The sequence below is a fragment of the Vibrio sp. B181a genome (genome assembly GCF_030248375.1).
GTDB classification, from domain to species: Bacteria; Pseudomonadota; Gammaproteobacteria; order Enterobacterales; family Vibrionaceae; genus Vibrio; species Vibrio campbellii.
On record NZ_JAHGAD010000001.1, the window covers coordinates 115,475 to 130,081 of the forward strand.

Here is a 14,607-nt window from a genome sequence, read left to right on the forward strand (position 1 = left end):
AGGATAAGATTATGACTAATTTAACTCGTCGCGGATTTCTAAAAGGCACTGGTCTTACTGCTGGTGCTCTGGCTTTCACTTCATTGACGCCAATGAGCGCGCTAGCGTCTGATAAGCGTGGTTCAGGTGTACTTACAGCGGGTCGCATGGGCCCAATGCTGTGTGAAGTAAAAGACGGTAAGCTGGTTTCAACCACGAACGCATTGCCACAAACGGTACCAAACAGTCTTCAAACTACGGGCCCTGACCAAGTTCATACTAAAGCTCGTGTTAAGTACCCAATGGTACGTAAAGGCTACTTGGCAAACCCATCTGCGCCAGAAGGCGTACGTGGTAGCGATGAATTCGTTCGCGTGTCTTGGGATGAAGTTTACAAACTGATTCACGAACAACACATGCGCATTCGTAAAGAGCACGGCGCTGAATCGGTGTTTGCTGGTTCTTACGGCTGGCGTTCAAGTGGCGTGTTGCACAAAGCACAAACGCTTCTACAGCGTTACATGAGTATGGCGGGCGGTTACTCAGGTCACCTTGGTGACTACTCTACAGGTGCTGCGCAGGTGATCATGCCGCACGTGGTAGGTTCTATTGAAGTTTACGAACAGCAAACGACTTACCCTGTGGTTCTTGAGCACAGTGACGTTGTGGTGCTTTGGGGTCTTAACCCAATCAACACACTGAAAATCGCTTGGAGCTCAACAGACTGTGCGGGCCTTGAGTTCTTCCATCAGCTTAAGAAGTCAGGTAAGACGGTTATCGCTATCGACCCAATGCGTTCAGAAACCATCGAGTTCTTCGGTGACAACGCACAGTGGATTGCTCCGCACCCAATGACGGACGTGGCGATGATGATGGGTATCGCGCATACGCTTGTGAAACAAGGTAAGCACGACAAAGAATTCCTAGCAAAATACACCACAGGCTACGACGTATTCGAAGCTTACCTAATGGGTAAAGAAGACGGCGTTGAGAAATCTGCAGAGTGGGCATCTAAGATTTGTGGCGTGCCAGTTAAGCAACTTGAGCTGCTAGCAGACATCTTCAGCAAAAACCGCACAATGCTAATGGCGGGCTGGGGTATGCAGCGTCAGCAATACGGTGAACAACGTCACTGGATGCTGGTAACGCTAGCAACCATGCTGGGTCAAGTTGGTCTACCGGGTGGTGGTTTTGGTTTCTCTTACCACTACTCAAACGGCGGTAACCCTTCACGTGATGCGGGTGTACTTCCTGCTATTTCTGCATCTCTTGGCGGCGGTTCTTCTGCAGGTAACGACTGGGCGGTTTCTGGTTCTGTTAACGCGTTCCCAGTGGCACGTATTGTTGAAGCACTAGAAAACCCAGGTATGAGCTACCACCACAATGGTCATGAGTTAACGTTCCCTGAGATCAAGATGATTTGGTGGGCAGGTGGTGCGAACTTTACTCACCACCAAGACACTAACCGTCTGATCAAAGCGTGGCAAAAACCGGAGCTTATCGTTATCTCTGAACCATACTGGACAGCGGCAGCGAAGCACGCGGATATTGTTCTACCTATCACCACATCGTTCGAGCGTAACGATATGACCATGACAGGTGACTACAGTAACCAACACCTAGTGCCAATGAAGCAAGTGGTTGAGCCTCAAGGTGAAGCTCGTAACGACTTCGATGTATTTGCGGACATGGCAGAACTACTTGCTCCGGGTGGACGTGACGTTTACACCGAAGGCAAGACTGAAATGGAATGGCTGTACGGCTTCTACAAAGCAGCGCAGCAAGGCGGTCGTGGCCAACGCATCGCAATGCCAAACTTCAGCAAATTCTGGGAAGATAACCAGTTGATCGAAATGAAGTGGAACGAGAAGAACGCGCAGTTCGTTCGTTACGCTGAATTCCGTGAAAACCCAATTATGAGCCCACTAGGTACGCCAAGTGGTAAGTTCGAGATCTTCTCTAAGACGATTGAAGGTTACCAGTTAGAAGATTGTCCTCCACACCCAACATGGATGGAGCCAACAGAGTACACAGGTAACGCAACGGATGGTGAACTTCAGCTAATGACAGCGCACGCGGCGCATCGTCTACACAGCCAGTTCAACTACGCGAAGATTCGTGAAGAGTACGCGATTGCTGACCGTGAGCCGATTTCAATCCACCCAGAAGACGCAAAAGCGCGTGGTATTAAAACCGGCGATCTTGTTCGTGCCTTCAATGGCCGTGGTCAAGTTCTGGTTGGTGCATTGGTGACTGATGGCATCAAGCAAGGCTCAGTATGTATTCACGAAGGTGGCTGGCCAGATCTAGACCCGAAAACAGGCATCTGTAAAAACGGTGGTTGTAACGTTCTTACGCTCGATATTCCAACCTCTCGCCTTGCGAACGGTTGTGCGGCGAACTCTGCATTGGTTCGTATCGAGAAGTACGAAGGTCCAGTGCTTGAGCTTACAGCATTCACACCGCCTAAGAACGGTTAAGCTCAGTCAGAACCAAAGATACAAAACTAAAGAAGCCAGCAACTTGCTGGCTTCTTTTTTCTCTATTTTTTTAAGGCGTTTACTTGGTTGCTAAGGCAACGAAAGGCGCTCTTTTAGTTATTTGAAATCTAGGCAGTAAGGTAAATACCACAGCGACAAACACCACTGAACCAATCAAATCTTCAATCCGGTGCATACCGAGCCATAAGCGACTGTACGCCACGCCCATTGCCCAAACCCATAAGGTAGCGGCAGAGAAATAGCACTTGTTCTGCAAAAACAACCCACCAAAGAAGGCTAAACAGATAGAAACGAAAATCGTATGACCAGATGGGAAGGAATAGTCTTTTTCACCTTGCCAGTGACGAGTGCGCCATTCACTGACTTTTTCGGAGATCTCACCAATCACACTCGCTTGCTGAGCGGTTTCTAGTTGATAAAACGCTTCTGGATGCTCAATCAATTGTTCTGCAGCAAGCAGCTCGGTGTAGGGACGCGGGCTTTCTGTCATCAGCTTCAAGCCTGTTTTGCTGGCAAAACCAATCACCAGTAACAATCCCAGCATGGAGAGTTTTTGCATCCAGTCAGACTGGCTTGGCTTGAAGCGGTAAAGTGATAACACCAACAGCGTTAGAGTGATCAAAAAGCCTTTACTGCCCGCAGAATCGGTTAGCAGAGTAAAGAGAATGCCTGTGCCGTCAGAAACGTGAGAAGTAAGATCGTGATACGAGGCAAACAGCGAAAGTGGGATGATGCCAAGAATGAACAAGGCGAGCATCATCAAACCGTATTTTTTAGTTTTCATGAAAAGTCATACAGCAGTCGAAAATAGGCGGCTATCTTACGACAATCGATGTGAAAAACTTATCAACGCTCTGTCAATTCGGTCTTGAAAGTGACATTGCAGGCCTTCGTTGTGAAAGGAGGGGGTGTTGAAAGTTTTGAGAGGTGAACGCGCTCATCCATAAGCGCTTTGCTCTGGAGTGAGTGAGGTTAGCTCATTAACCCCAATAGATACTCCGATGCTGCTTTGGGATCTTCCGCGTGGCAAATTGCAGAAACCAAAGCCAAGCCATGAACACCAGTTGCGCTCAGTTGAGGAATGTTACTTTCGTTGATGCCGCCAATAGCAACAATCGGCAGTGAAGTCGTCTCTAACGCCATCTTCAAACCATCAATACCCCAGTGCTTCTTGGTGTTGGTTTTGGTTGGTGTTGCGAAGATAGCGCTCAAACCGATGTAATCAATCGGAAGAGAGTCGGCTTCTGTATGTTGCTCTTCATTTTCGATAGATAAGCCGAGAATTTTGTTTGGTCCAATCAACTCACGAGCAATGGTTGCTGGCATGTCTGATTGCCCGAGGTGGACCCCATCAGCATCGACAGCCAGTGCGACATCTACGCGGTCATTGATGATCAAAGGCACATCGGTATCTTTAAGGATGTCTTTGACGGCTTGAGCTCGTTCGATAAACGCACGCACATCGCCGTGTTTTTCGCGGACTTGTACCATGGTCACGCCACCTTCCACGGCTTTTCTCACGACACGTTTTAGTGTGGCTAAATCTTGTTGGTCATCGGTGACCAAATATAAACGATAGGCGTTCATTGGGTTTCCTTTAAGCCTCTCATCTAGATGAAATGAGAGGTCGATATTTGTTAGAAAAAAGCTTAGCTCATTTGCAGTTTTAGGCGTTTGGCCAGCGTTTCTTCATCCAACTGGTAAAGCTCATCCAACAGGTTCATTTGCAGGCTACCTGGGCCGCGAGCTTGTTCCGCTGCAATCTCGCCAGCAACGCCCAGTACCGCCGCTGCAGCGAGACCAGTGTCATCACCAACAGCAGCAAAAGCGCCTGTAATAGCCGTTAGCGTACAACCCATTCCGGTTACGTATGGCATCATCTCGTGACCGTTGTTTAGCTGCACGGTTTGCCCTTTCGTGACGATGTAATCAGTCTCGCCAGAAATCACTACGCTCGCACCATACTCCGAGACTAAGAAGTTTGCTGCGCCAAGTGCTGCGTCGCTGCTGTCTAGTGCATCGACGCCTTTGCTTTGTGCTTGCTCGCCAGCGAGAGCAATGATTTCTGAAGCGTTACCACGAATGATCAACTTGTTTGCAAGGCGTGCGATCTCACGTGATGTCTCGGTACGTAATGAGCTTGCTCCACAACCGACGGGGTCGAGTACAACGATTTTACCATTGGCATTGGCTTGCTCTAGGGCATAGCTCATACGAGGTGTCCAAACGCTGTCTAGGGTTCCAATGTTGATAACCAATGCGCCAGCGAACGACATCATCTCTGCCATTTCCTGCTTGGAGTGCGCCATGATTGGAGAAGCGCCGATAGCCAATAGCGCGTTTGCCGTGTTGTTCATCACCACGTAGTTAGTGATGTTGACGACTAATGGCTTTTGCTGGCGTACTGCGGTTAATGCTTGGGTGATTTGTTCAATTAACATGAGACTCTCCGATTAATCTTGCTGAGCATTCAGACCTTGTTGCCAGAATGCCACTTCCATACGCGTTGCAGTTTTGAATACCTGAATCAGGTTTTGACCACGCTGGCTATTGATGTCGATTTCCGCCAATAACTGGTTAAAGTGTTCTGCACCTTTTACGACACCAGATTGGAACTCCTCACCACCGTAGAGGTTGATCCAACTTGCGTATGGGTTGCCTTCGATTACCGTGTTCTCATCTTCAATCAGCATCTTACCGATAACGGCATAACCGATAGAGCATGGCGCTAGTGCCGCGTATAGATCAACAAGATCGCCCGTCATGCCGGCATCCAATACGTAGCGGGTGTAAGCCACAGTGCCGAAATCTTCCGGCTCGTTTTCTAGGTCGGATTCCGTCAGCCCCCATTGCTCACAGTAAGTCACGTGGTGGGCGATTTCAGAATCGAGCAATGCATGTACGCTTGGGAGAGCGCGGCGCATGTCATCCAAAGTACGCGCTTTGTAGATCGCTAATGCGTAAGCTCGTGCGTACTGCTTTAGGAACAGAAAATCCTGCTTTAGATAGTGCAGAAAACAAGGCTGAGCCAGAGTGCCTTGCGCCAATTGCTGCACGAAAGCATGCTCAGTGTATTCTTGCCAATCTTGGTGGCAAGCGTCGATCAAGTCTTGGTATTTCATTATGGATATCTCGTTATCAAAAGACCTTAGGCTTTGAGCCTAAGGTCAGTAGAATTAGTCAAAGCTCGGTACGTAATCTTTCGCTTTTGGCAGTGTCTCGATGATTTTTTGTGAATACATGAATTCGGCATAATCATCGTAGCGTTTCAGATCTACTGCAGATGGACGAAGAGCGAAACGAGTTAGCGTGTCATTCCAAGCGCGTTGGTTAAGCTCGTTGTTGAGGGTGTCTGGTGAATAAGCCACAAACTCTTTCCAAGATTCTTTTGGATGGTTAACGATGTAAGTGGTCGCTTGCTCCAGTGCTTTGTTGAATGCCTTGATGGCTTCTTTGTCGTAGGTTTTTGCATTGGCTACGAAGACTAACTCGTCATACGCTGGCACGCCGTGTTCTTCAGGGAAGAAGGCTTTAGCTTTATAACCTTCTAGTGCCAGTTGGTTGGTTTCGAAGTTACGTAGACCGCCCCAAATCGCATCCACCTTGCCAGACGCAAGAGACGAAGATAGCGCCCAACCTACGTTGATGATTTGTACGTCAGAAAACTTCACATTCTCTTGAGCTAACATAGTGCCGATTGTTGCTTCTTCGTTGCCTGCGATCGCAATACCGATCTTCTTACCTTTTAAGTCGCCAAGGTTTTCATTCTTACCGTTATCCAACACCATCAGAGTGTTGAGTGGCGTAGCAATCAAAGTCGCAGAGCGGATTAGTGGCAAACCAGCTGCGACATCGATAGTTAGGCTCGGTTGGTATGAAATCGCCATGTCGACCTTGCCAGCAGCGACCAACTTAGGTGGTGTGCTTGGATCTGCAGGCTCTTGAATGTTGACCTTCAAACCTTGTTCTTTGAAGTAACCGCGCTCTTTGGCAATCACGATAGGACCATGGTTTGGATTGACGAACCAATCCAACATCAGTGTCATCTCTTTTTCAGCGGCAAGCACGTTGGTTGATACCACTGAAGCGAGTAGAGCAGCAGCGCTCATAAGTTTGTTTTTATTCACGGGGCTTTTCCTTTCTTTCCCAATTTCCTTTGGTTATTTTCTGCAATTACTTGCTTTCCCAAGGGATGGCTTTTTTCAATAATTTATCGGTGATGAAGTAGAGTGCGATAGACAGCACGGCGAGGATAAACAGCGCCGCAAACATCTCATCAATGATCATGCGAGCGTTAGCTTGGAGCATCAGGTAACCCAAGCCTTCACTTGAACCTACCCACTCACCGACCACTGCTCCAATTGGCGCAATAACGACGGCAACACGAATACCTGAAGCTAACGTTGGTAGTGCGGCTGGCAATTGAATATGACGAAGTAACTGCCATTTCGACGCGCCCATGGTCTTGGCAAGGTCGAGGTAACCTGTTGGTGTATTGCGTAAGCCGTCGTAGCAACATGTCGTGACGGGGAAAAAGATGATGATCGCCGCCATGACGACTTTCGACGCAATGCCGTAACCAAGCCAAAGCATGAGCACTGGCGCGATGGCGAACACAGGGATCGCTTGGCTAGCAATCAGAATGGGCAGTAACCAACGCTTCAGCGGCTCAAACATCAGCATTTGCAATGCGAACAGCAAACCCATCGACAATCCAAGCGCCAAGCCAAGTAAGATCTCTTGCGCGGTAACCCAAGTATGTTTGAGCAAGACATCGTAACGAGTGACCAATCTATCCAGCACTTCAATAGGTGAAGGTAAGATGAAGCTTGGCATATCGAATATCACCACGACCAACTGCCACAATCCCAAGATCACCGCAGTGCTGATGACCAAGCGCAGAGCCGGATGGGTCACGCGTTCTTTTTTATTAATACGTGCCGAAACGGAGTTGTACTGAGTCATATCACTCATAGTCTTTCTCCAATTGATCCAAAATCGCTTGTTGAAGCGCGGCGCACTCTCCATCGAGAACTCGTGGTGGCTTGGAATCCGGAACAACCAAGTGCTGAGCTTGCGCAGGTGTGCCTTGCAACACATAGAGTTGGTGAGCTAATCGCACCGCTTCTTGTGGGTCGTGGGTAATCAGAACAACCGTCTTATCTTTCAATAATTCGGCAGACAAGGTTTGCAACTTATGGCGAGTAACCGCGTCCAGTGCAGAGAAAGGCTCATCCATCAGAACCAGAGGCTTGTCTTGCATCAGAGTGCGAGCAAGGGCAACACGTTGTCTCATGCCGCCAGAGAGCTGAGCTGGCTTAGCATCCGCGTAATCGGCGAGTCCCACTTGGCTGAGTAAAGTCAGTGCACGTTGTTTATCTTGTTCTGGTGCTTGGTCTTGAGAAAATCGAGAACTGAGGCAGACGTTGTCTAACACATTTAACCACGGCAACAACAAATCTTGTTGTGCCATGTAGGCGATACGTTCGTGCAGAGCGATGCCATCCGTTGTGGTTAATTCGCCATACCATTCGATTTTGTCGTCTAACAACCCAGCTAGATAACGAAGGATCGTCGTTTTTCCGCAACCACTGCGGCCAAGTAACACAGTCCATTGATTGGCAGGGATGGTCATACTCAACCCTGCTAATGTTGGCGTTTGGCTGTCTTTGTATTGCAGACTTGCTTCGGTAAGCTGAATGCCGAGTGCATTAGCGCACATGCGTGTGGCCTGCAAAAAAATGGTTCACAGGGCCGTGACCTTTACCGACATCCAATTCATCAGCGTGCGCGATAGCTTGGCTGATGTACTGCTTACCAAGGTGCACCGCTTTGTGCAGATTGTTGCCTTGTCCGAGATAAGACGCGATAGCAGAAGACAACGTGCAGCCTGTGCCATGAGTGTTTTTGGTTGGAAAGCGTTTAGCACTGATTAACTCTGCACTATCTTGCATGATCAGCAGATCGTTGCTGTTTTCGTCTTTTTCCAGATGACCGCCTTTTAACAGTACCGCTTTTGCCCCCAATGCGCGCAAGTCAGCAATCATATCGTTCATTTCAGATTCTGACTGAGGCACTGGCTTACCGGTCAAGGCTGCGCCTTCAGGTAGGTTAGGGGTAATGATGTCTGCGAGCGGAATCAATTCTTGTTTTAAAGTGCTGATTGCCGACTGTTCCAGTAATAGATCGCCGCTGGTGGCCACCATAACAGGGTCAATCACGAGGTGTTTTGGCTGGTATTGTTTAATTTTGTCTGCAACGACTTTGATGATATTGGAATCGGCCAGCATGCCCACTTTAACTGCAACGATGTTGAGGTCGGTAAATACCGCATCAAGTTGGCTCTCTACATGGTCGAGAGGAATGGGGAAAATCGCAGAAACGCCTTGGGTATTTTGTGAAGTAATCGCCGTGATTACCGAGCAAGCAAAACTGCCAGTTGCGGACATCGCTTTGATGTCGGCTTGAATGCCCGCGCCGCCGCCACTATCAGAACCTGCAATCGTCAACACAATCGGTGTGTCTGTTGAAGTTGCTGCTTGTGGCTGTGTTGTTGGTTTTTCTTGGCTTGACTGCTGTGCCATGGTCGCTCCTATTACAAGACGTACAGGAACTGACTTGGCCAAGCAAGGGAAGATCGGTGATCGGATCCATTGGGCTAGCTGCACTGGTAGAGACTCAAGGCAAGCTAGTGGCAAAGTGATGATAGTTCCCTACGTCAGTGCTAACTGAATCAGGTTCAACGGGTCTCGAATTTCGATCTCAGCCGATGCATAAACTGCAAGGGCCCCCCGACTATTTCGTCATGATAATAGCAGTTCACTCAGTTACGGTGCACGTGTTTTTTCCGACCAAGACAGAGCAATCGGTTAAATATGAGACTTGAGAGCAGTAATGAGAGAACCGAATTTAGTGTAAATAACGTGCTGCATTGAAAATGGCAGTTCAAGACACTATCTAATAATCAGATATCGACATAATACGTAACGAATCGTTCTTTGATTTAGCAAGGATTAGCACAAAACAAGGTTAAAAAAGTGTTAATATTTAACGCGTTGCCAATATCCTTTTGAGTCATCCAATTTAGGTTATGACTGTTATAAACAGAGTCTAACTCAAAGGTGGGGAAGGCTAGGACGATCAACGAGCAAGGAGATTTCATGCTTAATTCTGTAACAGCGAAAGCGGTGATCGATCATGCCCTCTTTTTAGGGGCTGATTTCGCTGAGCTATTCGTTGAACACCATCAAACCAACACTGTCCAGATCGCATCTGGTGAGGTGGACAAGGTTAACTCGGGTATCGATTTTGGTATCGGTATTCGTCTCTTCTTCGGTCATAAAGTGCTTTACGGTTACACCAACAGCACAGATGAAGCCGAACTAAAACGCGTAACCTCACTGCTTGCAGCAAAAGACAAGCGTGAGCAAATCGCCTCAGCAGGTTCTCTCAATCTGAACCGCTACCCAATTCAACATGGTTGTCGTATGCCACTTGGCAAAGACGCGAACCTAGATTCTAAAATCGCTTTCCTATTGCAAGTTGACCAAGCCGCACGCGCAGAGAGTGAACATATCAGCCAGTTCATTGGCAGCGTGCTTCAGCGCGAACAACAAGTGTCTATCTTCAACTCTGAAGGTCTACACGTTGACGATACTCGTCACTACATCCGAGTTGCTGGTAATACTGTCGCGCAAAAAGGTAATGAGCAGTCTTCAGGTATGGAAGGTCCAGGCGCTCTTGCTGGTTGGGAGTTCAGTGAACAACTTGATGCGAAAGAGCTAGGTCAAACTATCGCGCAGCAAGCGTTAGTAAAACTTGGCGCGGATGCGTGTCCATCGGGTGAAATGCCGGTGGTAATTGGCAATGGTTTTGGTGGCGTAATCTTCCACGAAGCTTGTGGCCACTTACTAGAAACTACTTCGGTTGCGAAGAAAGCGTCCGTATTCCACGACAAGATGGGCGAAATGATTGCTCACACCGCTGTGAATGCTGTCGATGATGGCACCATGACCAACGAATGGGGCTCGATTCACGTTGATGACGAAGGCATGAAGACTCAGCGCACTCAATTGATCAAAGACGGTAAGCTAACCAGCTTTATGGTCGATAAAATGGGTGGCATGAAGACAGGTTACGAACCTACGGGTTCTGGTCGTCGTCAAAACTACAAGTTCGCACCAACCTCGCGTATGCGTAACACCTTTATCGAAGAAGGCGAGCATTCACTTGATGATATGCTGGCAGGTATCGAACGCGGTATCTATGCGAAGAAGATGGGCGGTGGCTCGGTTCAACCGGGTACGGGTGAGTTTAACTTTGCCGTTCGTGAAGCTTATCTCATTGAAAATGGCAAAATCACTAAGCCTCTGAAAACTGCAACGCTGATCAGCACGGGTCCAAAAGTGTTGAAAGAAATCAGCATGGTCGGCAAAGACATGGCGCTTGCGCCGGGCATGTGTGGTTCCGTGAGTGGTTCAGTGCCAACAACAGTCGGTCAGCCAACGCTGAAAGTCGATAACATTCTGGTAGGAGGCGGTAACTAATGAGCCAAGAAAAACAACTTCTTAATGCGGTTGATTACGTCCTATCAGAAGCAAAGCGTCAAGGCGCAGAAGCGGACGTCATTGTAAACCGCAACAGCAGCTTTTCTCTGAAAGCGAACCAAGGGCAGTTGGATGAGTACAAAGTAAGCTCAAGCCAAGTTCTGGGTGTTCGTGTTGTTAAAGATGCGCGTGTCGCAACGAGCTACTCTGAATCATTAGAACAACCGAGCTTAGATTTGATGCTGACTAATGCACTGCAAAGCGCTCGTTTTTCCAAGCAAGACGAACACCAGACCATTAGTTGCGTGAACAGCCAAATTACGACTGACGTAGCTGAGATTGCTCAAGAAGACACAACTTCGGTTGATGAAAAGATTGAAATGTCTCTCGCTCTTGAGCAAGGCGTAGTCGCTCTGCCTCACGCTTCTAGCGCACCTTACAATGGTTATAGTGATGGCGAAACACAATTAATCATCGCCAATACACAAGGCTCATTGTGCCAACACTTCGAACGCTCGTTTACTTGTTACGCGTACACCTTGTTTGAAAAAGACGGTAAACAGTCGATGGCAGGGCAAATGTCACTTGGTCGTCGTTTTGATGAGTTGAACCCTGCTTACTGTATCGAAGGTGGTTACAACCTTGCTCGCGATCTTCTTGACGGCGCTCCGGTTGCGACGGGTAACTACCCAGCAATCTTCCATATCAATGCGCTAGCAAGTTTGTTCGGTGCTTTTGGCAGTGCTTTCTCTGGCGTAAGTGCGATGAAAGGCATTACACCATTGGGTGACAAGCTTGGCCAACGTGTTGCGAGTGATTTGATCACTTTTACCGACGCGGCTTACATGCCAAATGGTATGGCAATTTCGGGCTTTGATAGTGAGGGTTTTGCTACTCAAGACAACGTCATGATTGCTAATGGTGAATTGAAAACTTTGCTACACAACAGCCAGACGGCGAGTTACTTGGGCGCAGTATCTACCGCAAGTGCTGCTCGCGGTGCAAAATCGAGCTTAGACGTATCAGCGAATCACAAAGTGATTGCGACAGGCAACAGCAGTGCGTCAGAAGTGAAAGCGGGTGAGTACCTAGAGTTAGTTGAACTGCAGGGTGTTCACTCTGGCGCGGATGCAGTGAGTGGTGATTTCTCGTTTGGTGCGAGTGGCTTCTTGTGCCGTGATGGGGAGCGCGTTCAACCAGTGCGTGGTATCACTGTAGCGGGTAACTTCTACAAGATGCTGCAAGAAGTTGAGGCAGTGGGTGATACTCAGCTAATTAACGATAGCCGAACTTTCTTCTCGCCAGATGTTCGTTTTGCTCGTTTGAGCATTGGCGGTAAGTAAACTTAGCATTACTATAGAAACAAAAAGAGGACTCAATGGAGTCCTCTTTCTTTTATGGAGTGATTAACTCGCGAGAATTAAAATTCGCGAATGTCCAACTCATTGTGGATCAATACCACACACTGAGAAGCGAAAAGCATCTTAGGACCTAAGCTGATCTTCTCTGTGCCAAGGCGCTTCAAGCTGTTATAAGACTTCTTCGGCATCGGAATATGGTCAGTTAGCAAGAAACATGGGTTTCCACCGATTTCTGCATCACGAACAAATTCGCCTTTTTTATCCAACATATATAGTTGGTGATCTTCTGCCAGTTCTTGCACTAGGCGTTCAAAGCTGACTGTACGAACGGTGATGCCAGGTTCGACTTCACGAAGCTCCTCTTTACCCATACCAACCGAAGCGTCTAAAGCGCGAGCCACTGCTGCAATCAAGGTTGACTCATGGAAGCCGCCAATGTTGGTGATGTCGTTGGAGCGAATGGTAATGGTACGTGAGAAATCTTTTGTGCTTTCTAAAACCAAGTGCACAACCACATCTTCGCGGTGCGATTGAGCAACGAACATAGTGTTCATCATGGTATGAGCAAGAATCTCTGTATGCGCTTCATTACCAACACCTTCTAACAGTGCTTTGCTGGTGGTTGGTGCCGCGCGAGCTCGTAAAACAAAAGAGCGCATGAATTTAGCCTTTATATAGGAAGAGTGAATGCGCGGAAGTATATACCCAAGCAGGGAAGGGATGCGAGTTTAATAGCAAATGTGAACTTACTTACAAAGCTTCGATTGTCGTACGGAGTGTGCTGGTTAGAATAGAGGCAACCTGTTAGGAGCGGTATATGGAAATCAAAAAAATAAACAAACAAGTCTATAGAAAGAAGGTCAACCTAGTGATTGGTGGCTTTGTTGCCTTGCTTGCTATCTCTTCTCTTGCTTTTAGTACTTTATTAATTGTCTTGTTCGGTAATACAGATGTAGTACCTGCACAATCGACGGGGAACTTTCATTGGAACTTAATTGGTGTTGTGCTCGCCTTAGCCACTTCACTGTCTTTGTTGAACCAATTCAAAACACGCCCTTATATGGAAGAAGTGTTGTATGTCTGGAAACTCAAGCAGCTTCACAACAAGATCTTTCGCAAACTGAAAAGCATTAAAGCCGCTTCTGTCGAGCACGATGTAAAAGCGCTGACGATACTTAAGTTCTACTATACGACTCAAAGTCAGGTGTTTGAGTTAGACAACAACACATTAACGATGAGCAGTGTAAATAAAGAATTAGAGGCAATAGAACAAATAGAAGCGGCGCAATCACTGGATCTGGATATCACGTGCTTTGAAGAGTCTTGGATAGACACATATTGATTGCCTATTTGCTACTTGAAGTTAACAACTAAGTGCTAAAAATAAGCGTTTGAGTGAGATTTCATCACTCGACGCTTTTTTTTAAGTTTTTTTCTAAAAAAGGGTTGCCAAGAAAAATCATCTCCCTATAATGCGCCTCCGTTGTCAGGGCAAAGCGGAAACGCAAAAGCGGTTGGCAATGAGGCGAAAGAAAAGCTTCTAAAAATTAATTTAAAAAAGTGTTTGACACTAAGAATTAATTCCTTAGAATACGCCTCCGCTTCGATAGCAAAGCTTACGAAGCAAGCTCTTTAAAAATATAGACCTATCAATCTGTGTGGGCACTCGTTGATGATAATCCAATTAGAAATTTCTCTTAATAAAGAGCGGTTTCAAATTAGGTTTCAATGAAACGAAGTGACCAATCAAGTCTTAGGACTTGGCACAGTCAATTCATTATCGTTCTGTTGGAACGATAATAGCTTTAAAATTACATAAGTAGTTTTGAAGTCAGTATTCATTGAGCCTCTCCCTATTTATTTAGGGAATCAAAAACTTTAAATTGAAGAGTTTGATCATGGCTCAGATTGAACGCTGGCGGCAGGCCTAACACATGCAAGTCGAGCGGAAACGAGTTATCTGAACCTTCGGGGAACGATAACGGCGTCGAGCGGCGGACGGGTGAGTAATGCCTAGGAAATTGCCCTGATGTGGGGGATAACCATTGGAAACGATGGCTAATACCGCATAATGCCTACGGGCCAAAGAGGGGGACCTTCGGGCCTCTCGCGTCAGGATATGCCTAGGTGGGATTAGATAGTTGGTGAGGTAAGGGCTCACCAAGGCGACGATCCCTAGCTGGTCTGAGAGGATGATCAGCCACACTGGAACTGAGACAC

At 47.4% G+C, this 14,607-nt stretch carries 13 protein-coding genes, 1 rRNA gene and 1 riboswitch; of the genes, 5 read left to right on the plus strand and 9 right to left on the minus strand.

Annotated features, from left to right (window positions below):
* Positions 1-11: 11 nt before the first annotated feature.
* Complete coding sequence (locus tag KIO97_RS00590) at positions 12-2,459, plus strand: molybdopterin guanine dinucleotide-containing S/N-oxide reductase (protein WP_005435330.1); 2,448 nt, start codon at positions 12-14, stop codon at positions 2,457-2,459.
* Positions 2,460-2,538: 79 nt separating this feature from the next.
* On the opposite strand, the gene KIO97_RS00595 is transcribed toward KIO97_RS00590, so the two are convergent.
* From KIO97_RS00595 to thiD, 8 genes are all read right to left on the minus strand, one after another.
* Positions 2,539-3,264 (minus strand): phosphatase PAP2 family protein, encoded by a 726-nt coding sequence (locus tag KIO97_RS00595; protein WP_045383241.1) that lies wholly within the window; start codon positions 3,262-3,264, stop codon positions 2,539-2,541.
* A gap of 188 nt (positions 3,265-3,452) precedes the next feature.
* Positions 3,453-4,067: a thiamine phosphate synthase gene (gene thiE / locus KIO97_RS00600; RefSeq protein ID WP_285380473.1), complete on the minus strand. Its 615-nt coding sequence runs from the start codon at positions 4,065-4,067 to the stop codon at positions 3,453-3,455.
* Positions 4,068-4,129: 62 nt separating this feature from the next.
* Positions 4,130-4,921 carry a hydroxyethylthiazole kinase gene (thiM, locus tag KIO97_RS00605; RefSeq protein ID WP_285380475.1) on the minus strand — a complete coding sequence of 264 codons (792 nt, stop codon included), beginning with the start codon at positions 4,919-4,921 and terminating at the stop codon, positions 4,130-4,132.
* A gap of 12 nt (positions 4,922-4,933) precedes the next feature.
* Positions 4,934-5,602, minus strand: a complete 669-nt coding sequence (gene tenA, locus KIO97_RS00610; protein WP_050937249.1) for a thiaminase II — start codon at positions 5,600-5,602, stop codon at positions 4,934-4,936.
* Between the two features lie 54 nt (positions 5,603-5,656).
* Complete coding sequence (locus KIO97_RS00615; RefSeq protein ID WP_020195161.1) at positions 5,657-6,607, minus strand: ABC transporter substrate-binding protein; 951 nt, start codon at positions 6,605-6,607, stop codon at positions 5,657-5,659.
* Positions 6,608-6,653: 46 nt separating this feature from the next.
* Complete coding sequence (locus tag KIO97_RS00620; RefSeq protein ID WP_005428301.1) at positions 6,654-7,454, minus strand: ABC transporter permease; 801 nt, start codon at positions 7,452-7,454, stop codon at positions 6,654-6,656.
* Positions 7,447-8,202, minus strand: a complete 756-nt coding sequence (locus tag KIO97_RS00625) for an ABC transporter ATP-binding protein (protein ID WP_285380478.1) — start codon at positions 8,200-8,202, stop codon at positions 7,447-7,449. Before KIO97_RS00625 ends, KIO97_RS00620 begins: the two co-directional genes overlap by 8 nt.
* A complete protein-coding gene (thiD, locus tag KIO97_RS00630) occupies positions 8,192-9,064 on the minus strand; it encodes a bifunctional hydroxymethylpyrimidine kinase/phosphomethylpyrimidine kinase (RefSeq protein ID WP_285380480.1) in 873 nt (290 codons plus the stop codon). Before thiD ends, KIO97_RS00625 begins: the two co-directional genes overlap by 11 nt.
* A 109-nt stretch (positions 9,065-9,173) precedes the next feature.
* A riboswitch (TPP riboswitch) is annotated at positions 9,174-9,284 on the minus strand.
* Positions 9,285-9,640: 356 nt separating this feature from the next.
* Between thiD and KIO97_RS00635 the strand changes: the two genes are divergently transcribed.
* On the plus strand, positions 9,641-11,026 hold the full coding sequence (locus KIO97_RS00635) for a TldD/PmbA family protein (protein WP_005534803.1): 1,386 nt from the start codon (positions 9,641-9,643) through the stop codon (positions 11,024-11,026).
* Positions 11,026-12,369 (plus strand): TldD/PmbA family protein, encoded by a 1,344-nt coding sequence (locus KIO97_RS00640; RefSeq protein ID WP_285380482.1) that lies wholly within the window; start codon positions 11,026-11,028, stop codon positions 12,367-12,369. The genes KIO97_RS00635 and KIO97_RS00640 overlap by 1 nt, the downstream gene beginning before the upstream one ends.
* Positions 12,370-12,446: 77 nt before the next feature.
* Here the strand turns inward: KIO97_RS00640 and trmY are convergent, their stop codons facing one another.
* Positions 12,447-13,046, minus strand: a complete 600-nt coding sequence (trmY, locus tag KIO97_RS00645) for a tRNA (pseudouridine(54)-N(1))-methyltransferase TrmY (RefSeq protein ID WP_005428388.1) — start codon at positions 13,044-13,046, stop codon at positions 12,447-12,449.
* A gap of 158 nt (positions 13,047-13,204) precedes the next feature.
* On the opposite strand from trmY, the gene KIO97_RS00650 reads away from it, so the two are divergent.
* Together KIO97_RS00650 and KIO97_RS00655 are read left to right on the plus strand one after the other, a co-directional pair.
* Positions 13,205-13,729 (plus strand): DUF3087 domain-containing protein, encoded by a 525-nt coding sequence (locus tag KIO97_RS00650; RefSeq protein ID WP_285380485.1) that lies wholly within the window; start codon positions 13,205-13,207, stop codon positions 13,727-13,729.
* A gap of 538 nt (positions 13,730-14,267) precedes the next feature.
* A 16S ribosomal RNA gene (locus KIO97_RS00655) occupies positions 14,268-14,607 on the plus strand; the annotation flags it as partial.

Coding starts and splice junctions, on each gene's coding strand:
- KIO97_RS00595 (WP_045383241.1), bottom strand. CDS start 3,264: ATGAAAACTAAAAAATACGGTTTGATGATGCTCGCCTTGTTCATTCTT.
- KIO97_RS00640 (WP_285380482.1), top strand. CDS start 11,026: ATGAGCCAAGAAAAACAACTTCTTAATGCGGTTGATTACGTCCTATCA.
- thiD (WP_285380480.1), bottom strand. CDS start 9,064: ATGGCACAGCAGTCAAGCCAAGAAAAACCAACAACACAGCCACAAGCA.
- trmY (WP_005428388.1), bottom strand. CDS start 13,046: ATGCGCTCTTTTGTTTTACGAGCTCGCGCGGCACCAACCACCAGCAAA.
- thiM (WP_285380475.1), bottom strand. CDS start 4,921: ATGTTAATTGAACAAATCACCCAAGCATTAACCGCAGTACGCCAGCAA.
- KIO97_RS00625 (WP_285380478.1), bottom strand. CDS start 8,202: ATGTGCGCTAATGCACTCGGCATTCAGCTTACCGAAGCAAGTCTGCAA.
- KIO97_RS00635 (WP_005534803.1), top strand. CDS start 9,641: ATGCTTAATTCTGTAACAGCGAAAGCGGTGATCGATCATGCCCTCTTT.
- KIO97_RS00590 (WP_005435330.1), top strand. CDS start 12: ATGACTAATTTAACTCGTCGCGGATTTCTAAAAGGCACTGGTCTTACT.
- tenA (WP_050937249.1), bottom strand. CDS start 5,602: ATGAAATACCAAGACTTGATCGACGCTTGCCACCAAGATTGGCAAGAA.
- KIO97_RS00650 (WP_285380485.1), top strand. CDS start 13,205: ATGGAAATCAAAAAAATAAACAAACAAGTCTATAGAAAGAAGGTCAAC.
- KIO97_RS00620 (WP_005428301.1), bottom strand. CDS start 7,454: ATGAGTGATATGACTCAGTACAACTCCGTTTCGGCACGTATTAATAAA.
- thiE (WP_285380473.1), bottom strand. CDS start 4,067: ATGAACGCCTATCGTTTATATTTGGTCACCGATGACCAACAAGATTTA.